At 67.7% G+C, this 18,302-nt stretch carries 17 protein-coding genes; 7 read left to right on the plus strand and 10 right to left on the minus strand.

The features are described 5' to 3' along the window. Nucleotides 1-113: 113 nt before the first annotated feature. The gene (locus AC5JJ2_RS09355) at nucleotides 114-1,313 is read right to left on the minus strand and encodes an outer membrane protein assembly factor BamB family protein (RefSeq protein WP_495857712.1); all 1,200 of its coding nucleotides are present in this window, start codon (nucleotides 1,311-1,313) and stop codon (nucleotides 114-116) included. Beyond that, entirely contained in the window at nucleotides 1,313-2,434 is a 1,122-nt protein-coding gene (locus tag AC5JJ2_RS09360; protein ID WP_495857713.1) for a HEAT repeat domain-containing protein, read from the minus strand. Before AC5JJ2_RS09360 ends, AC5JJ2_RS09355 begins: the two co-directional genes overlap by 1 nt. Nucleotides 2,435-2,700: 266 nt before the next feature. On the opposite strand from AC5JJ2_RS09360, the gene fumC reads away from it, so the two are divergent. The 3 genes from fumC to AC5JJ2_RS09375 are packed head-to-tail and all read left to right on the plus strand — an operon-like array spanning nucleotide 2,701 to nucleotide 5,895. Beyond that, nucleotides 2,701-4,122, plus strand: coding sequence for a class II fumarate hydratase (gene fumC, locus AC5JJ2_RS09365; RefSeq protein ID WP_495857714.1), 1,422 nt, complete (start codon nucleotides 2,701-2,703; stop codon nucleotides 4,120-4,122). Further along, nucleotides 4,123-5,031: a TIGR01777 family oxidoreductase gene (locus AC5JJ2_RS09370; RefSeq protein ID WP_495857715.1), complete on the plus strand. Its 909-nt coding sequence runs from the start codon at nucleotides 4,123-4,125 to the stop codon at nucleotides 5,029-5,031. It abuts the gene before it with no gap. Nucleotides 5,032-5,070: 39 nt separating this feature from the next. Further along, nucleotides 5,071-5,895 (plus strand): hypothetical protein, encoded by an 825-nt coding sequence (locus tag AC5JJ2_RS09375; protein ID WP_495857716.1) that lies wholly within the window; start codon nucleotides 5,071-5,073, stop codon nucleotides 5,893-5,895. A 3-nt stretch (nucleotides 5,896-5,898) separates the two neighbouring features. Here AC5JJ2_RS09375 and AC5JJ2_RS09380 read toward each other — a convergent pair whose 3' ends face one another. From AC5JJ2_RS09380 to AC5JJ2_RS09395, 4 genes are all read right to left on the minus strand, one after another. Beyond that, the gene (locus AC5JJ2_RS09380) at nucleotides 5,899-6,327 is read right to left on the minus strand and encodes a type II toxin-antitoxin system VapC family toxin (protein WP_495857717.1); all 429 of its coding nucleotides are present in this window, start codon (nucleotides 6,325-6,327) and stop codon (nucleotides 5,899-5,901) included. Between the two features lie 263 nt (nucleotides 6,328-6,590). Then, a complete protein-coding gene (gatB, locus tag AC5JJ2_RS09385) occupies nucleotides 6,591-8,117 on the minus strand; it encodes an Asp-tRNA(Asn)/Glu-tRNA(Gln) amidotransferase subunit GatB (RefSeq protein ID WP_495857718.1) in 1,527 nt (508 codons plus the stop codon). 31 nt (nucleotides 8,118-8,148) lie between these two features. Beyond that, on the minus strand, nucleotides 8,149-9,291 hold the full coding sequence (locus tag AC5JJ2_RS09390) for a trans-sulfuration enzyme family protein (RefSeq protein ID WP_495857719.1): 1,143 nt from the start codon (nucleotides 9,289-9,291) through the stop codon (nucleotides 8,149-8,151). 9 nt (nucleotides 9,292-9,300) lie between these two features. Next, on the minus strand, nucleotides 9,301-10,140 hold the full coding sequence (locus tag AC5JJ2_RS09395; protein ID WP_495857720.1) for a fused DSP-PTPase phosphatase/NAD kinase-like protein: 840 nt from the start codon (nucleotides 10,138-10,140) through the stop codon (nucleotides 9,301-9,303). Between the two features lie 262 nt (nucleotides 10,141-10,402). On the opposite strand from AC5JJ2_RS09395, the gene AC5JJ2_RS09400 reads away from it, so the two are divergent. Together AC5JJ2_RS09400 and AC5JJ2_RS09405 are read left to right on the plus strand one after the other, a co-directional pair. Beyond that, nucleotides 10,403-11,284, plus strand: coding sequence for an SDR family oxidoreductase (locus AC5JJ2_RS09400; protein WP_495857721.1), 882 nt, complete (start codon nucleotides 10,403-10,405; stop codon nucleotides 11,282-11,284). A gap of 18 nt (nucleotides 11,285-11,302) precedes the next feature. After that, a complete protein-coding gene (locus AC5JJ2_RS09405; protein WP_495857722.1) occupies nucleotides 11,303-12,874 on the plus strand; it encodes a sulfatase family protein in 1,572 nt (523 codons plus the stop codon). Between the two features lie 32 nt (nucleotides 12,875-12,906). On the opposite strand, the gene AC5JJ2_RS09410 is transcribed toward AC5JJ2_RS09405, so the two are convergent. The 3 genes from AC5JJ2_RS09410 to AC5JJ2_RS09420 all read right to left on the minus strand — a co-directional run bounded on the left by AC5JJ2_RS09410 (nucleotide 12,907) and on the right by AC5JJ2_RS09420 (nucleotide 14,915). Further along, nucleotides 12,907-13,497, minus strand: a complete 591-nt coding sequence (locus AC5JJ2_RS09410) for a hypothetical protein (RefSeq protein WP_495857723.1) — start codon at nucleotides 13,495-13,497, stop codon at nucleotides 12,907-12,909. A 109-nt stretch (nucleotides 13,498-13,606) separates the two neighbouring features. Next, nucleotides 13,607-14,659, minus strand: coding sequence for a Gfo/Idh/MocA family protein (locus AC5JJ2_RS09415; RefSeq protein WP_495857724.1), 1,053 nt, complete (start codon nucleotides 14,657-14,659; stop codon nucleotides 13,607-13,609). Between the two features lie 31 nt (nucleotides 14,660-14,690). After that, nucleotides 14,691-14,915, minus strand: a complete 225-nt coding sequence (locus tag AC5JJ2_RS09420) for a hypothetical protein (RefSeq protein ID WP_495857725.1) — start codon at nucleotides 14,913-14,915, stop codon at nucleotides 14,691-14,693. A gap of 248 nt (nucleotides 14,916-15,163) precedes the next feature. Here AC5JJ2_RS09420 and tatC point away from each other — a divergent pair, with 248 nt between their 5' ends. Further along, entirely contained in the window at nucleotides 15,164-16,312 is a 1,149-nt protein-coding gene (tatC, locus tag AC5JJ2_RS09425; protein ID WP_495857726.1) for a twin-arginine translocase subunit TatC, read from the plus strand. Nucleotides 16,313-16,336: 24 nt separating this feature from the next. Then, nucleotides 16,337-17,884: a uroporphyrinogen-III C-methyltransferase gene (gene cobA, locus AC5JJ2_RS09430; protein ID WP_495857727.1), complete on the plus strand. Its 1,548-nt coding sequence runs from the start codon at nucleotides 16,337-16,339 to the stop codon at nucleotides 17,882-17,884. A 5-nt stretch (nucleotides 17,885-17,889) separates the two neighbouring features. Here the strand turns inward: cobA and AC5JJ2_RS09435 are convergent, their stop codons facing one another. Further along, on the minus strand, nucleotides 17,890-18,075 hold the full coding sequence (locus AC5JJ2_RS09435; protein WP_495857728.1) for a hypothetical protein: 186 nt from the start codon (nucleotides 18,073-18,075) through the stop codon (nucleotides 17,890-17,892). Between the last annotated feature and the right edge of the window lie 227 nt (nucleotides 18,076-18,302).

An 18,302-nucleotide genomic window follows, 5' to 3' on the forward strand; every position in this document is an offset into this window, starting at 1 on the left:
GGTCTAACAACGCGGCCGAGAAGGGGTGACGGGGAAGAAGTGCGCGGTCGCCTGTCGGTGTCGGGGGAAATCGCCCGCGGTCCGCGCCGGCGCGGACCGCGGGCCGGAACGCTCTACTTTCCGACGCAGTAGAGCGTCTTGTCCGTGCGGATCACGATGGCTCCACCGCTGACAGCCGGCGTGCCGAGAATCTCCTCGCCAAGGTCGTTCGTGCCCAGAATCTCGGCCGTGCGGCCGGCCTTGAACACGGTCGTCAGCCCCTTCTCGGCGAACACGTACACCTTGCCGTCGCCGGCGATCGGCGACGCGGACGCCTTGTCCTTCTGCCCGTACCGCTCGGCCCAGAGCGACTCGCCGGTCTTCGCGTCGGCCGCGTTCACCACGCCCGCCCCGGACGCGGCGTAGACGACGCCGTCGTAAATCACCGGCGACGACATGCCGCCGGACAGCTTCGCGGACTTCCACACCTCCGTCGCCTTGCCGTCCGCGATGGTCAGCGCGACGAGGCCGCGGCTCGGCGTGTAGACCACGCCGCCGAGGACCGTCGGCGTCGGGATGTCGCCGCCGACCCCCTTGTGCGTCCAGAGCTTCTTGCCGGTCGCCGCGTCGTAGGCGGTCAGCCCGTCGCGGCCGGGGAACAGGATTTCCGGCGTCCGGCCGTCGAGCGACCGCGTCACCGGCGTCACCCAGTTGATCTCGCGGGTGCGGTCGGACTTCCACAGGTTCACGCCCGTCTTCGTGTCCACGGCCGCGAGGAACGACTCGCCGGCGTTGTCCATCGGCACGATCAGCTTGCCGTCCGCGAGGATGGGCGACGACGCCATGCCGACCTGGTTCGTGATGCTCGGGTAGTCGCCGACGAGCGACCGGTACCACCGCAGCGTGCCGTCGGAATCGAACGCGGCCAGGTCGCCGGTCGCGAACAGGGCGTACACGCCGGCCTCGTCCGCCACCGGCGTCGGGGCGGCCATGCACGTCATCGGGTGGCAGTTCGTCCCGCCGGTCGCCGCGAGCTGCCGGTGCCAGAGCTTCTCGCCCGTCTTGAAGTCGTAGGCGAGGACGTGCAGCCGGTCGTCCTTCTTGCCGGACGACGCGGTGACGTACACCTTCCCGCCGACGACGACCGGCCCGGACACGCCGCGGGCGGGAATCTCGGCCTTCCACCGGTGGCCCTCGGTCTTGGTCCACTTCACCGGCAGGTCCTTCTCGTCCGTCACGCACGTCCCGTTCGGCCCGCGGAACTGCGGCCAGTCCCCGGCGGCGGCGGAACCCGCGAACCCGAGGACCGCGAGCAACAACAGAAATCGCGACATCACTTCCCCTCCGGCGAGACGAGCTTGAACGGGACCGCGCCGCCGGTGGCGTCGCACACGCGGAACTGGAACGCCCAGTTCTGCGCCCACTGTTCCGTCTGGTTGTTCTGGCAGACCTTCAACAGAATCTCGTTCTTCCCGGCCTTGAGCGTGACCTTGCACGCGTGCTGGTCCATGGCGTGCCCGTGGTGGTACTCGTCGCGCTCGAACACCGGCTTGCCGTTGAGGAAGAACTTGACGGACGTGATCGACCCGGCCCGCAGCTCCGCCGGCGTCTCCTTCTCGACCTCGATGACGGCGTAGGCGTAGGACGCCGCGTCCTTGTGCTTCGTCAGTTCCGCGTTCAGGTCCACCATGCCGTAGTCTTTGTCCTTCACTTTGCCGCTGACGGCCTTCCACGCGACCTTCGCGCCGCCCTTGCCCTCGTAGGTCGCCTTCAGATCGACACCCTGTTCCGGCGGGTAAACTTTCGCGAACCCTTCGCCCTTCGTGCTGTCGAACGGGCCGACGACGTGCCAGCCGGTCACGAACCCGAAGTGCGACGTGACCTCCGCCTCGGACTTCTTGAGCGTCTTCGCGATGGCCTCGACCTGGTCCTTGTCGCGGGCGGCCGGGAACAGTTCGGCCAGCTTCGCCGCGTCGTCCTTCGCGTCCGCGAGGCGGGCCGCGATGGCGTCCCGGCGGAGTTCGAGGCTCGGGTCGTTCGCCATGCCGACGATCAGCTTCGCCGCCTCGTCCTTCTTCTGCTTCGCGAACAGTTCGTAGGCGATCCGTCGGGCGGAAGGATCATTCGTCGTTGTGGTAAGGAACGCCTTCAACTCGTCGGCCGACGGTTTCTTCCCGGCCTTCTCGTCCGCTTGAACGATGGCATCGACGGCCGACCGCAGCCAGTTCGCGGCCGTGGGGTTGGCCCCGTCGAACGCGGTGAGGGTCGGGATGAGGGCCGCGTTCCCTTGCGCCACGAGCTTCTTCCACGCGGCGGCCGCCGCCTCGTTCCCTTGTCCCTCGCGGCCGACGGCCTTGATCGCCTTCAGGGCGTCCGCGACCTCCGGCGGGTCCGCCCCGACCCCGCGGCCGACGGCGAGGGCCGCCACCGCGACCGCCAACAACACTCGACGCATTCGGAATCTCCTCGAAGGAATGAACCGGGTCAGTTTCGCGGATCGCCGGGCGATTGTCGATGTTTTTCCCCCGAACCCGACCAAGTGAAAGATATGTACGAATTAACATTATAGGTGTCGCGTCAACCCAGGTGGCGATTCCGCCACGGGGGCCACCCCGTGGCGGTGGCGGCGGTGGCGTTGGGGCCTGTCAGACTGGCAGGGCGGCGTTTCCGGCTTCCGTTCTACAATGATCGCACTTTCCCCGAACGCCGGAGCCTCTTCACATGGCCGCGACGCGAATCGAAACCGACACGATGGGCAAGATCGAAGTGCCGACCGACCGGTACTACGGGGCGCAGACGGCCCGGTCGCTGATCCACTTCGCCATCGGCGACGACACGATGCCGCGGGCCGTCATCCGGGCGTTCGGCGTTCTGAAGAAGGCCGCCGCGATGACGAACGCCGCCCTCGGCCTGCTGCCGAAGGAGAAGCTGGCGCTCGTCGAGAAGGCGGCCGACGAAGTGATCGCCGGGACGCTCGACGGGCACTTCCCCTTGCGCGTCTGGCAGACCGGCAGCGGCACGCAGACGAACATGAACGTGAACGAGGTCATCTCCAACCGGGCCATCGAAATAGCCGGCGGGGAGATGGGGTCGAAGAAGCCGGTCCACCCGAACGACGACGTGAACATGTCGCAGTCGTCCAACGACACGTTCCCGACGGCGATGCACGTCGCCGCCGCGGAGGAGGTCGTCCACCGGCTGCTGCCGAGCGTGAAGGAGCTGCGCGACACGCTGCACAAGAAGGCGGAGGCGTTCGCCGGCGTGGTGAAGATCGGCCGCACGCACCTGATGGACGCCGTGCCGCTGACGCTCGGCCAGGAGTTCAGCGGGTACGTCGCGCAGATCGACTTCGCGGTAAAGGCCATCGAGCAGACGCTGCCCGGCGTGTACGAACTCGCCCTCGGCGGCACGGCCGTCGGCACGGGGTTGAACGCCCACCCGGAGTTCGCCGTGAAAGTGGCGAAGCAGATCGCCGACCTGACGGAGCTGCCGTTCGTGACGGCCCCGAACAAGTTCGCCGCCCTCGGCGGGCACGAGGCGCTCGTTTCCGCGAGCGGGTCGCTGAAGGTGCTGGCCGCGGCGCTCATGAAGATGGCGAACGACGTGCGGTGGCTGGCGTCCGGCCCGCGGTGCGGCCTCGGGGAGATCACGATTCCCGAGAACGAACCCGGCTCGTCGATCATGCCGGGGAAGGTGAACCCGACGCAGAGCGAGGCGCTGACGATGGTGTGCGTGCAGGTGATGGGCAACGACGCGGCCATCGGGTTCGCCGCGAGCCAGGGGAACTTCGAGCTGAACGTGTTCAAACCGGTCATCATCCACAACTTCCTGCACTCCGTCCGCTTGCTGACGGACGCCTGCCACATGTTCAACGAACACTGTGCCGAGGGGATCGAGCCGAATGCGAAGCAGATCGCGGCGCACCTGAACAACTCGCTGATGCTGGTGACGGCGATGAATCGGCACATCGGGTACGACGCGGCGGCGAAGATCGCGAAGACGGCCCACGCGAACGGCACGACGCTCCGCGACGAGGCGGTGAAGCTGGCCCCGGCGCTCAAGGACGGCAGCGGCGGGCTGACGGCGGAGAAGTTCGACCAGATCGTGCGGCCGGAGAAGATGGTCAAGCCGGGGGCGGAGTAGATGCGCGTCCTCGTCACCGGGGCGACCGGCCTCGTCGGGAAGCGACTCGTGTCCGCGTTGCGCGAACGCGGCGACGAAGTCGTGCCCGTGTCGCGGAAGCCGGGGCCGGGCGTGGTCGTGGGCGACCCGGCGGAGCCGGGGCCGTGGCTCGACGCGATCACCGGGTGCGACACGGTCGTGCATCTGGCCGGCGAGAACATCTTCGCGAAGCGGTGGACCGACGAGTTCATGCAGAAGATTCGCGACAGCCGCGTCAACAGCACGCGGCTGATCGCCGAGCGATTAGCGAAGCGACCGTTGAAGACGTTCATCTCGTGTTCGGCCGTCGGCTACTACGGCGACCGCGGCGACGAAGTCCTGACGGAATACGCGCCGCCCGGCTCGGACTTCATGGCCGAAGTTTGTCGCGATTGGGAAGTGGCCGCAGAACCCGCGCGAGAGGCCGGCGTTCGCGTCGTCCACCCGCGGCTCGGCATCGTCCTCGACGCCGCTGGCGGGGCACTGCCGAACCTCGTGCGGCCGTACCGATTCTTCGTGGGCGGCCGAATCGGTTCGGGAAAGCAGTACACGAGTTGGATTCACCACGCCGACCTGACGCGACTGCTGCTGTTCCTCATCGACTCGCAGCTGGCGGGGCCGGTCAACGCGACGGCCCCGAACCCGGTGACGAATGACGAATTGGGCCGCACAGTCGGTAAGGTTCTCGGCCGGCCGCACTGGCTGCCCGCGCCGGGCTTCGCGATCCGACTCGCCCTCGGCCGCATCGCCGACACGATCCTCGGCGGCCAGCGGGTGATCCCGAAGGCAGCGACCGACGCCGGATTCACGTTCCGCTTTCCCGAAGTCGAACCCGCCCTCCGCGACGCCCTCGGCCGTTACAATCCCGACACGCCCCGTAACGGCGGGTGAGTAAACTACACCAATCGCCCCCTAGCGTGAGGTTCGATCATGGCTCGGTTCGCGTCCGCCGCCCTGCTATTGGTGCTCGTTGTGACCCCGGCGTTCGCGCTCTTGAAGGTCGCCCCGCCGCCCGGCGTCGCGACCCGCGCCGCGGCCGACCTCGTCGTCGTCGGCAAGGTCACGGCCGTCGAGAAGGAGGAAGTGGAGGTCGCACAGTATCCGGGGTCGCCGCAGAAGGTGAGCTACAAGGTCGCCGTCGTGAAGGTCGAGGACACGCTGGCCGGCAAGACGAACGAGACGCACATCAAGATCGGCTTCCAGCCCGTCGGCGGGCGACGGGGGGTGACGACGTTCGACTTCAAGGAGAACGCCGAGGGCGTGTTCTTCCTCCGGAAGCACCACGACGGGGCGTTCTACTCGTTCGACTACAACACCCAGCCGCTCGACGCGACCGCCAAGTCCTACAAGGCCGACCTGGAGACGGTGAAGAAGGCGGTCGCCGTGTTCGCCGACCCGATGAAGGCGCTCAAGGCGAAGGAGAAGAAGGACGCCTACTTCGCGGCCGGCGTACTCGTGGCGAAGTACCGCACGCCCCTCACCGGGACGACGGTGCGGACCGAGAACCTCCCGACGGACGAGAGCAAGCTCATCTTGCAAACGATCCTGGAAGCCGATTGGACGGCCGCCGACAGGGACGTGCCGCCGCCGTACCAGACGTTCGTGAAGCTCGGGATGACGCAGAAGGACGGGTGGAAGCCGGCCCCGTTCGCCGGCAATGGCGATTTCAACGCGCACATGAAGGACGAGTTCAAGAAGTGGATGGAAGGCGACGGGGCGAAGTTCCAGATCAAGAAGTACGTCGCGGCGAAGTGACCCCTACTTCGTCCAGTCCTGGAAGGACAGGTTCGGCACCTTCCCGAAGTCGGCCGTGTTCCGGGTGACGACGGTAATGCCTCGCGAGACGGCGATGGCCGCGATGCGGAGGTCCATCGTGCCGACTCCGAGTTTCAACGTCCGCAACCGGTCGGACTCGGTGGCGGCCGCCAAGTCGAACGGGACGAGCGGGAACGACCGGAAGAAGTCGATGACGCGGTAATGAAGTGAATAGGCGGCAACCAACTCATATGGCTTCGTCGCCCGGTTGATGAGGTTGTTACAACCCTTCGATTGCTCCTGGTAGCTCACCACCGACACGCCAACTTCTCCGACGGGTTGGGCCGCAATCTTGGCAAGAATGGCGGCGTACTCCGGCGTGCCGGGGCGTTCGAGGATGCTGACGTGGTCGGTGTCTAACAGGAACGTCATCGCGGACACCATTCCTCGTCCGGCTCTGGGATCGGGTCGCCGGGCTTCCAGTCGGGGGGGGCTTCTTTACCCGTCTGTCGATAGTACCGGCCATAAGCGGCCATCTCTTCGAGCGCGAGTTGTTCCTCGCCCGACAAGGGTGGGGCAGTGGCCAACCGCTGCACCAGCGACGGCCCGGTCGTGCCCCCAGCCCTCAGTTCCAGAACGGCTCTCTCTAGTGACTCGACTCGTTGCTCCAACGTCATGTTCGTCATGTTTAGCCCTCACGCCTTCGCCAGTTCCTCGTCTACCAGCTTCCGCACCACGTCATTCGGCGCGCCCTTGTTGTTCTTCATCACGAACCCGACGATCGCCATCTTTGCCGAGTCTTTGCCGCCCTTGAAGTCGGCCACGGCCTTCGGGTTCGCGGCCACGGCCGCCGTCACCGCGGCCCGCAAGGCCGGCTCGTCAACTTCCTTGATCCCTACAGCCTTCTTCGCTTCCTCGACCGACACGCCCTTCTCCAGCACGATCTTGAACACGTCCACCCGGTCCTGCTTGTTGAGGCTGCCGGTCTGCTTGACGAAGTCGGCGTAGGCGGCGGGGGACACCGGGAACTCGTCGATCTCCTCCTTCCGCTCGTTAAGCGCCGGGAAGACGAGGTCGCTGATCCGGTTGGCGGCCGCCTTGCCGTCGCCGACGAGCTTCGCCACCTCCTCCAGGTACGCGACCGTCTTGCGGCCCTTCGCCACGAACACCTCGGCGTCGGCCGGCGTCAGCCCGTACTGCGATTGCAGCCGCGCCCGCTGGGCCTGCGGCAGCTCGCCCATCGTCGCCTTGACGGCGTCGAGCTGTTCCTTCGAGACGATCACCGGAACGAGGTCCGGCTCCGGGAAGTACCGGTAGTCGGCCGCCTCCTCCTTGTGCCGCTGCACCTCGGTGCGGCCCTTCGCGTCGTCCCACCCGGCGGTCGTCTTCAACAGCTTGTCGATGCGATACCCTGCCGGGTCCTTCTGGAACTGCTCGTACTGCCGCTTCGCCTCGTGGGTGATGGCCCGGCCGACGGCCCGGAAGCTGTTTAGGTTCTTGATCTCGACCAGCGGCGTCGCGGCGTACCCCTTCGGCTCGTCGGCCTTCGGTACGTGGACGTTCACGTTCGCGTCGCACCGCAGGCTGCCCTCTTGCATCTCGCAGTCGGACACGCCGAGTTCGCGGAGCATCAGGCGGATCTCTTCCAGGTACGCGATGGCCTCCTCCGGGCCGTTCATGTCCGGGTGCGAGACGATCTCCAACAGCGGCGTGCCGGTACGGTTCAGGTCCACGCGGGTGTCGCCGCCGCGGCCGGACTCGTCGTGGACGTTCTTGCCGGCGTCCTCTTCGAGGTGCGCCCGGATGATGCCGACCCGCTTCGCCGTGTACCCTTTTTTCGGGTCCGGGTGGACGTTGATGTCCAGGTGGCCGTCGTGGCTGAACGGCAGGTCGTACTGGCTGATCTGATAGTTCTTCGGCAGGTCCGGGTAGTAGTAGTTCTTGCGGTCCCACTTCGTGAAACCGGCCTTCTGGCCGGGGTGCGACGCGATCCGGCAGTTGAGCGCGAGGGCGGCCTTCAGCGCGAGGTCGAACGCCCGGCAGTTCATGACGGGCAAGGAGCCGGGCAGGCCGAGACAGACCGGGCAGACGGCCGAGTTCGGTGGCAGGCCGAACTTGTTCGGGCAGCCGCAGAAGAGCTTCGTCTTCGTCAGCAGTTGCACGTGGACTTCCAGCCCGACCACGATCTTGTACGGCTCGGCCATGACGGCTCCTGAAGGCATGTGCGGAGAGTGTGGGAATTGTAGCGGCCGGTCACGCGATTTCCCGCATCCCGGCGGCCATCGTCGCGAGGAGGTGGTCCAGCGGCTCGCACCCGACGGACAGCCGGACCAAGCCCGACGTGATCCCCTTGCGAATCTTCTCCGCCGGCGGGTCGAACCGGTGGCTGGTCGTGTCCGGGTGGCTGCACGTCGTCGCGTGGTGGCCGAGCGACGGGCAGAACGGCACGCCCGGCGTCGCCCACATCCACCGGTTCACCGCGTCCCGGTCGGCCAGCTCGAAGCAGAGCATGTTCCCCGCGCCGTGTGGCAGCACCCGCTTCGCGAGCGCGAAGTCCGGGTGGTCCGGCCGGCCGGGGTAAACGACCCGCTTCACCGCCGGCTGCACCGCGAGCCAGACGGCCAGCTTCGCCGCGTGCGCGGTGGCGGCGTGCATCCGGAGGTCGAGCGTCGCGAGGCCGCGGGTCGTCAGCCAGCACTCGAAGGCGTTCGCGGCCATGCCCCAGGTGCTGACCGACGACTCGACCTTCGCCTTGCCGACCGCGTCCTTCCCACAGACGAAGCCGAGGATCACGTCGCTGTGCCCGCCGATCATCTTCGTCAGCGACTCCATGACGAAGTCCGCGCCGAGGTCGAGCGGCTTGCACAGGACCGGCGTGGCGAACGTGTTGTCGATGAACAGCTTCGCCCCGTGCCCGTGTGCGATCTCGGCGAGGGCCGGGATGTCGGCGACGCGGCAGAGCGGGTTCGAGATGGTTTCCGCGACGACGAGCTTCGTAGGCGACGCCAGCGCGGCCTTCACCGTGTCGAGGTCGTTGGTGTCCACCCACGTCGTCGTCACGCCGAACCGGGGAAACTCGTCGCGGAGCAGTTTCGCCGTGCGGCCGTAGATGCCGGTCCCGGCGACGACGCGGTCGCCGCTCGAGAGCAGTGCGAGCAGCGGCCCGGTGATCGCGCCCATGCCGGTCGCGGTGACGAGGCCCCAGGCGGCGTGGTGTGCGGCGCGTAGCTCGTCGGAGAGCATCGCCGCGTTCGGGTGGCCGTCGCGTGCGTAGATGAAGCCGGTGGCCGAGCCGTTGTAGATCGCGTCAACGGCGTCGAGGTCTGGAATGCAAAACACCGACGACGGGTATATCGCCGGCGCGAGCGGGAACGTGGGGCCGAAGTCGGGGGTCATCCCGGCATCTTATCGCTTCGACAGGTAGTCCTGAACGGCGAGCAGGAACTTCGTCTTCTCGTCCCCGGTGGCGTCCCGGAGGCCGAGCGGCGCGGCCTTCACCTGGGCCGTGTCGTCGCTGTAGGACTCGACCGTGCGGAAGTAGAGATACCACAAGGAGCCGGTCCGCACGCCGTCGTCGTCGAAGACGTAGGCCGGGCGGTTCGACTTGTCGCCGACGGTTTCAACGAACTTGCTGAACGACTCCTTCAGCGTCGTCGCGGTGACCGGCACGCTGATGAACGTCAGGCCCTTCTTCTCGGCCAGCTCCCGCGTCGCGGACACGTCCTTTCCGGAGTCGTGAAGGTAAATGACCGTCTTGTAACCCGTGCTTCGCAACCGGTCCAGCCCCTCGACCGTCGGCTTCCGCCCGGTCGCGATCCGGTCGCCGACGGCGGCGTAGCCGGGCAGCCCGGTCGGCGCGTTCGTGCGATCCGAGTAACCGGTCGCGGGCTTCCGGGACGACACGCCTTCGGGGATGGGAATGACGGCCGGCGGCTCGCCGGTTTCCTTCTTGGGAATGGCCGGGACTTCCAGCAGCGGATCGGGGTAGACCGTTTCCGGGCGGAACCGACTGCCGCTCGGCTCGGAGCCGATGGCGGGCGGCGGCAAAGTCGGATCGGCCGGCACGGTCCGCGGCGCGGGCAGCCCGCCGGTCGGCGGCGGGATGAGCACGTCGTCCCTCTCGCGTGGTAGCGGCGGAAGGTCGCGGTTCCGGCTGCCAAACAGTGGCCTCTTGCAGCAATGGCGGCACCCGGCCGTGCCGAGGAGCGCCGCTAACACGCCGAGAATCAAGAGTCGCCGGTACATGGTTCTGCCTCCGTCGCGGACTACACCAACTTCAATCTAGAGCAGGAACCGCGCCGACAGACTTCGATTGATGAGATGCCCGCGAACCGGGTGTGAAACTGCGCCGACTGTAGCGGTTGCGCAGACCGGACGGCCATTTTCCACCCAATCTTCGGAAACGAGGTTCAAGTTTCGCGATTGAACCGCGGCCGTCCGCCGTGGGAGCTGGTTTTCGCTACAACTCTCCGCACGAAGACTGTTTTCCCCTCCGAGGTCCGCGACGATGTATTCCCTCGACCTGTCCGGCAAGACCGCCCTCGTCTCCGGCGTCGGCGACAACCAGAGCTTCGCGTGGTACATCAGCAAGGCGCTGAGGGCGGCCGGGGCGAAGGTCGTGTTGGCCGTCCACCCGCGGATGTACGGCATCGTCGAGAGCATCCTCACCCGCGACGCCGACCGCGAGTCGCGAATCTTGCCGGACGGCAGCGAGCTGAAGGTCGAGAAGATGTTCGCCTGCGACGCGAACTACGACACGATGGAGCAAGTGCCGGAGGGCGTGAAGACCGACCGCCGGTACGCGAGGTATTCCGACTATAGCATCAAGGGGACGGTCGAGGCCGTCGGCCAACAGTTCGGCGGAATCGACATCCTCATCCACTCCATCGCTTTCAGCCGCGAGATCACGAAGTCGATCATCGAGACGAGCCGCGAGGCGTACTCCGAGGCGATGGGGATTAGCAGCTACTCGCTCATCAGCATGGTGCGGCACGCGGCCCCGTTCATGGCGAACCGGCCGGGCGGGGCGAGCGTCGTGGGGCTGACGTACATCGGCGGCGACCGCGTCATCCCGCACTACGGCGGCGGCATGAGCACGGCGAAGGCGGCGTTGCAGATCGACGCGAAGCAGCTGGCGTGGTTCGTCGGCGACAAGAACGTCCGCGTGAACCTGATCTCGGCCGGCCCCTACGCCAGCCGCGCGGCCCGCGCCATCAAGCCGGACATGGACCAACAGATCGAGTACGTCGCGTCGCACTCGCCGCTCCGCCGGGCGATCGGGCCGGAGGAGGTGGCGAACAGCACGCTCTACCTGTGCAGCCCGCTCGCCAGCGCCGTCACCGGCCACGTCCTGTACGTGGACTGCGGCTACCACGCGATGGGCACGTAACCCGCCGGAACCTCTCCCATGTTGCGACTCCTCCTCCCACTCCTGGCGTGCGTCCTCGCGCCCGCCGCGTCGGCCGCGCCGAACGTCGTCGTCATCCTCGCGGACGACCTCGGCGTCGGCGACGTGAAGTGCTACAACCCGGCCGGCAAGATTCCGACGCCGAACCTCGACCGGCTCGCGGCCGAGGGCGTGCGGTTCACCGACGCGCACTCCGGCTCCGCCGTCTGCACGCCGACGCGGTACGGCCTGCTCACCGGCCGGTACGCGTGGCGGACGAAGCTCCAGAACGGCGTCCTCGGCGGCCTCTCGCCGCGGCTCATCGCACCGGGCCGGGAAACGATCGCGTCTTTGCTCAAGAAGCAGGGCTACCACACCGCCTGCGTCGGGAAGTGGCACCTCGGCCTCGACTGGACGCTGAAGCCGGGCAAGCAGGTGTCCGAGTTGAACATCGAGCCGCGGGAGCAGGTGTTCAACGTCGAGTACGACCAACCCTTTGCGGGCGGGCCGCTCGCCGTCGGGTTCGACTACTACTTCGGCATCAGCGCGTCCCTCGACATGGTCCCGTACACGTTCCTCGAAAACGACCGCGTGGCGGCGAACCCGACGGAGGACAAGGACTTCGCGATGATGAAGGGCCGGCCGGGGAGGGGCCGCAACCGCAAGGGGCCGACCGCCCCCGGCTTCGACGCGGCGGACGTGCTGCCGAAGCTGCGGGACAAGGCGGTCGAGTACGTCGCGTCGCGGAAGGGGGCGGGCAAGCCGTTCTTCCTCTACCTGCCGTTGACCGCGCCGCACACGCCGATCCTGCCGACCGACGACTGGGACGGCAAGAGCAAGCTGAACCCCTACGCCGACTTCGTCATGCACACGGACGCCGTGGTCGGCGACGTGCTGGCGGCGCTGGAGAAGAACGGGTTCGCGAAGGACACGCTCGTGATCGTGACGAGCGACAACGGCTGCTCGCCGCAGGCCGACTTCCCGGAGTTGCTGAGACTCGGCCACAACCCGAGCCACGTCTACCGCGGCACGAAGGCCGACATCTTCGAGGGCGGCCACCGCGTCCCGTTCCTCGCCCGGTGGCCCGGCGTCGCGCCGCCGGGGCAGGTGTCGGATCACCTCGTGTGCCTGACCGACGTCTTCCGCACCTGTTGCGAGGTCGGCGGCGCGGCCGTGCCGGACGCCGCGGGCGAGGACAGCTTCAGCATCCGCGGCGTCCTGACCGGGAATCAGTCCGGCCCGCTCCGCGCCAGCATCGTGAACCATTCCATAAATGGATCGTTCGCGATCCGCGACGGCGATTGGAAGCTCTGCCTCTGCCCCGGCTCCGGCGGGTGGAGTGCCCCACGGCCGAACCGCGACGACGCGAGCACGCTCCCCAAGCAGCAACTCTTCAACTTGAAGCAGGACATCGGCGAGATGAAGAACCGCGAGGCCGACGAGCCGGGGACGGTGACGCGGCTCCTCGCTATGCTCGACAAGCAGGTCGCGGACGGCCGGTCTACCCCCGGTGCGTCGCAGAAGAACGATGTCGCCGTGGACGTGTGGAAGGCGGGCACGGCCGCGACGAAGCCAATGCCGAAGAAAAAATAAAGAAGCCCGTGCGGGTCTCGCACGGGCTTCGGTCAGATCACTTCCGCGAGCTTTTTCAGCTCGGCGTCGATCTCGGCCAACTCGGCCTGGCCGGTCGCCACTTCCTTCTGGAGCGCCTCCAGCCGGGCCGCCGTCTGGTTGCGGACCTTGTGCTTCTCGCCGAGGATCGCCTTCGCGTCCGCGACGGCCTTCTCGGCGAAGCATGCGTCCTTCTCGGCCTGCACGACCTGCGGCGGCAGCTTCGCCAGCCGGTTCTTCAGCCCGATCTGGTCGGCGAGCAACTGCGTCCGCGTCGCGCGGGCGTGCGCCCGCTTCAGGACGACGTTCTCCGGCTGAAACGCCGCGGCGGCCGGGGCGGGCACGACCGTCACCCGCGTGGCGGCGACCTCGACCGACTCGCGGAACGACTTGCCCTTCGCCTTGTGGTAGACGACCGTGAGCAGGAACGTGCCGAGGGCGATCACGATCGGGACCGGGTTCGCCTCGACGCCGCCGCGGACCCGCTCGGCGAGCTGCGTCGCCTTCTCGACGTAGGGCTGCACGTCGCTCTCGTAGGTGCGGTAGCCGGCGCGGCCGGCGGCGACGAGCGCCAGGGCCACCGTGAGCAGTACGATCTTCTTCATGGGGAATCCTCCTCGATGCGTCCTCCTACCGCTCGACGACGGGTCAGCAGAAACGGACGGGACGGGAGGAAAGAGGGGGAAGCCTGAAAAAGGTTCGCGACTGTCAGCGTTATGTCAGTTGCACCGCCCGCCCCGTGCGGTCGCTCTCGTAGATCGCGCGGATGAGCGCCACGGCCTTGCGGCCCTCGCGGCCGTCCACGGCCGGCGGGCGGTTGCCGCGGATCGCCTCGACGAAGTCCGCGAGCTGGCGGCGGTGGCCCTCGTGGCTGATCGCCTTCGGGTCGGCCGCCCCGCCGCTCGCCCCGACCTTCGCCGCGAACTTCGCCTTCACCTCGTCGTCGGCCGGCAGGGGAGGGGAGAAGTCCCACCGCAACACGTCTTCTTGCTCGATGACGGCGCTCCCCTTGTCGCCGTGGATGGCGATCACCTTCGGGTAGCCGGGGTGAACGCTCGTCGTCGCCTGGATGACGCCGAGCGCGCCGCTCTTGAACCGAATCGCCGCGACGGCCGTGTCCTCGACCTCGATCCGCTCGTGCGCGAGCGTGGCCGTGAACCCGACGACGCTCGCCGCGTCGCCCATCATCCACAACAGCAGATCGACGCTGTGGATCGCCTGGTTCATGAGCGCCCCGCCGCCGTCGAGCGCCTGCGTCCCCTTCCACCCGCCGTCGTCGTAGTACGCCTGCGACCGCCACCACTTGCACGTCGTCTCGCCGAGCGTCAGCCGGCCGAACCGGTTCGCGTCCACCGCCCGCTTCAGCGTCACGCTCGAATCCGCGAACCGCGACGGGAAGATCGTGCAGAGCTTCACCCCGTGCTTGTCGCACGCGGCGATGATTCGGTCGCACCGATCCTCGGTGATTTCGAGCGGCTTCTCGACGACGACGTGCTTGCCGGCCGCGGCGGCCACGGCCGCCGGCTCCAGGTGCGCCCCGCTCGGCGTCGTGATGACGACCGCGTCCACGCCGGGCAGCTTCACCGCCTCCTCGACCGTCGCGACGATGGGGATCGGCTTGTGGTTCAGCTCCGCAAGCATCTTCTCGCCGTTCGCTTTCGTGCGGGAGACGAGGCCGGCGAGGTGCGTGTTCGGAACTTCCACCAGGGCGCGGGCGTGGAACCGGGCGATCATGCCGCAGCCGACGATGGCGAAGCCGAGGGACATGAGGCGTCTCCGTGGGGTGACGGAGATTGTATTACCGGCCGATCGGGCTGGGGCGGTTGATGTACGTGTGCGGGGCGATCCGGGCGTCGTCCTCGAACGTCGCCAGCCGGTCGCGGCCCCGCCGCTCCTGCTCCTCGATGCTGTACCCCGGCAGGTCGGCCCGCGACTTGCCGCGGGCCTCCAGCGGCCCGGCGATGTTCTTGCACCCGGCCCCGGCGGCGGCGAGCACCAGCAACGTGACGATGCGGCGGGTCATGGCGTGTCTCCGTTCACGGGATTCGAGTCCTTCACGTCCATCATCGGCCGGGCAAAATCGCAGGGCGTGCGGAACGGGGCGGGTTGGGGCGAGTACGGGACCGCCCGCCCGCGCGTTCGGGGCGACCGTTGAACTTGGAACCGGCCGGCCGGCGTCCTATATTACGCACAACCGATCAATCTTTTCCCCAACCTGCCAGGCACCTTCGCCGTCGGTTGGTTCGCCGCCAACCCGCGGAGTGCCGTGCCATGCCTCGAGCGACCACGCCCGACGACGACGACATTTTCAAAGACAGCCGGATGTCCTTCGGCGACCACATCGAGGAGCTCCGCACGCGGCTGTTCGCCGCCATCAAGGGGCTGCTGTTCTGCATGGTCATCGGGTTCGTCCTGGACTACGTCGGCGTTAGCACCGGGTACGACCAGATCGGCGTCGGCCGGCCGGTGATGAAGCTCATCGTCGAGCCGGTCGAGACGCAGGCGCGGAACTTTTACTTCCGCAAGCTCCGCCACCTGTTCAACAAGCTCCCCGTCGCGCCGACCGATCCCGAGGAGGCGGCCCGCATCCGTCAGAAGTTGAAGGACAAGGAAGACGACCTCCTCGCGCTGACGGACGACGAGTTACAGAAGCTGATCGCCGCCCCGCGGGACCTGCCCCTCCTCATCCCGGTCGAGCCGTTCAAGGAGGCGTTCGGCGAGCCGAAGAACAAGGACGTGAAGCACGTCGCGGTGACGGTGCAGGTCTATCCGGCGCACCTGAACGCCTACAACCTGGAAGGCGAGGCGCTGCTCGCGAGCAAGAAGCACATCACGACGCTGAGCGCCCAGGAGTCGTTGGTCGTCTACTTCAAGGTGTCGCTGTTGTGCGGCGTCGTGCTGGCCAGCCCGTGGATCTTCTACCAAATCTGGGCCTTCGTCGCGGCCGGGATGTACCCGAACGAGAAGGCGTATGTGTACAAGTACCTGCCGTTCAGCATCGGGCTGTTCATCACCGGCATCCTGCTCTGCCAGTTCATCGTGCTGCCGGGCGCGGTGAAGGCGCTCTTGGGCTTCAACAACTGGATCGACGCCGACCCGGACCTCCGGCTGAACGAGTGGCTGAGCTTCGCCATCATCCTGCCGCTGGTGTTCGGCGTGTCGTTCCAGACGCCGCTGGTGATGTTCTTCTTCAACCGGCTCGGCACGTTCGGGTGGGAGGACTACTGGGCGAAGTGGCGGTACGCGCTGCTCATCATGATGGTGTTCGCGGCCGTCATCACGCCGACGCCGGACGCGGTGACGATGCTGTACCTGTTCGTGCCGATGTTCGGGCTGTACATGATCGGCGTGGCGGTCTGCCGGTTCTTCCCGCCGGCCCACGAAGAGTACGAGGCGGACGACGCGGAGATCGCGGTGTGACGGCGGCCGCCGTATCATTCCCATATGTCCGACTTCACCGAACCGCGGGTCTTCCTCGTCGGGGCCGGCCCCGGCGCTCCCGGCCTCCTGACCCTCCGCGCCGCCGAGCTGCTCGCGTCCGCCGATGTCGTACTTTACGACCAACTCGTCCCCCGCCGGCTGCTCGACTTCGCGAACCCGGCCGCGGAGACCGTCTGCGTCCGTGAGCTGCCCGGCAACCACCCGGACAAGTACCCGCACATCCACACGCTCCTGATTGAGAACGCCCGCAAGGGCAAGCGGGTCGTGCGGCTGAAGGGCGGCGACCCGCTCGTCTTCGGCCGCGGCGGCGAGGAGGCGGACGCCCTCCGGGCCGCCGGCGTCCCCTACGAGATCGTCCCCGGCGTCACGGCCGCGCTCGCGGCCGCGGCGTACCTCGACCTGCCGCTGACGCACCGCAACTACTCCAGCGCCGTCGCCCTCGTCACCGGCCACGAGCTGCCGTCGAAGCCCGGCAACCGGCTCGACTGGAAGGTCCTGGCGAAGTTCCCCGGCACGCTCGCGATCTACATGGGCATCTCCCGGCTGCCGCTGATCGTCGAGCAACTGCTCCAACACGGCCGCGACCCCAACTCGCCGGCGGCGATCGTCGAACGCGCCTCGACCGGCGACATGCGGAGCGTGTCGGCCACGCTCGGCACGCTGGAGGAAGCCCGCCGCCACGCCGGGCTGGAGTCGCCGGGCCTGATCCTCGTGGGCGACGCCGTCGGCCACGGCGTCGAGAAGTCGTGGTTCCAGCGGCGGCCGCTGTTCGGCCAACGCGTCCTCATCACCCGACCGCGGCACCAGGCGGGCGAAATGGTCCGCCGCATCGAGGAACTCGGCGGCGTGCCGTTCGTCCTGCCGACGGTCGAAATCCGCGACGCCGACCCCGCCGCCGTCGACGCAGCACTGGCGGAGGTCCGAGATGGGAAGTGGGACTGGCTCGTGTTCAGCAGTGCTAACGGCGTGCATTCGCTGATGAAGCGGGTGTTCGCCACCGGCGGGGACGTGCGCGTCTTCGGTCGTGTGAAGTTCGCCACGGTCGGGCCGAAGACGGCCGCCGCCCTCGCGGAGTACCGGCTGACCGCGGACATCGTGCCCGAGGCGAAGTTCTCCGCCGAGCAGTTGGCCGAGCAGTTGGGCCAACACGTCCGCGGCCAACGGGTGCTGCTCGCCCGCGGGAAGCAGGGCCGCGAGGTGCTGCGGGAGAAGTTGTCCGCCGTCGCGACCGTCGGCGACGTGGTCGTGTACGAGCAGGCCGACGCCGTCGAGGGGCGGCACGAGGTGTTGGACGCGCTCCGCCGCGGCGAGATTCGGTACGTGACGCTGACCAGCCCGAACGTGGCGCGGGCGGTGGCGAAGCTGTTCGACGACACGATCCGCGGCCGCATCGCGCGGGACGAGGTCCGGCTGGTGGCGATCAGCCCGCTGACGGCCGCGGCCGTGACGGAGTTGGGGCTGGCGAACATTTCCGTCGCAAGCGTCGCGACGGCCGAGGGGTTGATCGACGAGTTGATCCGACTGGCGAAGGACCGGCGGGACGAGCACTGAGGGGCTTACTTGAGGTCCCGCATGGCGTTGAACCCGAGGTAGCCGACGATGGCGCTGGCGAGGATGAGGAACACGTCCACCAGCATGAACGGGCTGCCGCCGAACGGGATGCCGATGGCGATGTCGAGCACGGCCAGCAGGAGCATCAGGGCCGCGACGCCGAGGGCCGCGTAGCACAACCACTTTTCCATGACCTGACCTTTCAACCCGCGGCCCGCCCCGAGTCCGGGGGCCGAAGGGAAGAAATCGACGGGGCTATGTTCGTCGCATTCTAGCGTCGAAACCCCGCCCCGCAACCGGCGTTAGAGCGATTTGCCCGCCGGCCGAAGGCGCGCCGCCGGTACGGGTGGAACAACAGGCGGAATCGGCCCGTCGGTTGGCAACACCGAAAGCGTGAAAAAGTTCCCACAAATTAAGA

It is taken from the genome of Limnoglobus sp. (assembly GCF_059499385.1).

What these genes read in the sequence shown, in the direction of transcription:
- AC5JJ2_RS09390 (WP_495857719.1), bottom strand. Translation starts at nt 9,291, where the DNA reads ATGACCCCCGACTTCGGCCCCACGTTCCCGCTCGCGCCGGCGATATAC.
- AC5JJ2_RS09415 (WP_495857724.1), bottom strand. Translation starts at nt 14,659, where the DNA reads ATGTCCCTCGGCTTCGCCATCGTCGGCTGCGGCATGATCGCCCGGTTC.
- AC5JJ2_RS09380 (WP_495857717.1), bottom strand. Translation starts at nt 6,327, where the DNA reads ATGACGTTCCTGTTAGACACCGACCACGTCAGCATCCTCGAACGCCCC.
- gatB (WP_495857718.1), bottom strand. Translation starts at nt 8,117, where the DNA reads ATGCCTTCAGGAGCCGTCATGGCCGAGCCGTACAAGATCGTGGTCGGG.
- tatC (WP_495857726.1), top strand. Translation starts at nt 15,164, where the DNA reads ATGCCTCGAGCGACCACGCCCGACGACGACGACATTTTCAAAGACAGC.
- AC5JJ2_RS09370 (WP_495857715.1), top strand. Translation starts at nt 4,123, where the DNA reads ATGCGCGTCCTCGTCACCGGGGCGACCGGCCTCGTCGGGAAGCGACTC.
- AC5JJ2_RS09375 (WP_495857716.1), top strand. Translation starts at nt 5,071, where the DNA reads ATGGCTCGGTTCGCGTCCGCCGCCCTGCTATTGGTGCTCGTTGTGACC.
- AC5JJ2_RS09410 (WP_495857723.1), bottom strand. Translation starts at nt 13,497, where the DNA reads ATGAAGAAGATCGTACTGCTCACGGTGGCCCTGGCGCTCGTCGCCGCC.
- AC5JJ2_RS09400 (WP_495857721.1), top strand. Translation starts at nt 10,403, where the DNA reads ATGTATTCCCTCGACCTGTCCGGCAAGACCGCCCTCGTCTCCGGCGTC.
- cobA (WP_495857727.1), top strand. Translation starts at nt 16,337, where the DNA reads ATGTCCGACTTCACCGAACCGCGGGTCTTCCTCGTCGGGGCCGGCCCC.
- AC5JJ2_RS09395 (WP_495857720.1), bottom strand. Translation starts at nt 10,140, where the DNA reads ATGTACCGGCGACTCTTGATTCTCGGCGTGTTAGCGGCGCTCCTCGGC.
- AC5JJ2_RS09405 (WP_495857722.1), top strand. Translation starts at nt 11,303, where the DNA reads ATGTTGCGACTCCTCCTCCCACTCCTGGCGTGCGTCCTCGCGCCCGCC.
- AC5JJ2_RS09355 (WP_495857712.1), bottom strand. Translation starts at nt 1,313, where the DNA reads ATGTCGCGATTTCTGTTGTTGCTCGCGGTCCTCGGGTTCGCGGGTTCC.
- AC5JJ2_RS09360 (WP_495857713.1), bottom strand. Translation starts at nt 2,434, where the DNA reads ATGCGTCGAGTGTTGTTGGCGGTCGCGGTGGCGGCCCTCGCCGTCGGC.
- fumC (WP_495857714.1), top strand. Translation starts at nt 2,701, where the DNA reads ATGGCCGCGACGCGAATCGAAACCGACACGATGGGCAAGATCGAAGTG.
- AC5JJ2_RS09420 (WP_495857725.1), bottom strand. Translation starts at nt 14,915, where the DNA reads ATGACCCGCCGCATCGTCACGTTGCTGGTGCTCGCCGCCGCCGGGGCC.
- AC5JJ2_RS09435 (WP_495857728.1), bottom strand. Translation starts at nt 18,075, where the DNA reads ATGGAAAAGTGGTTGTGCTACGCGGCCCTCGGCGTCGCGGCCCTGATG.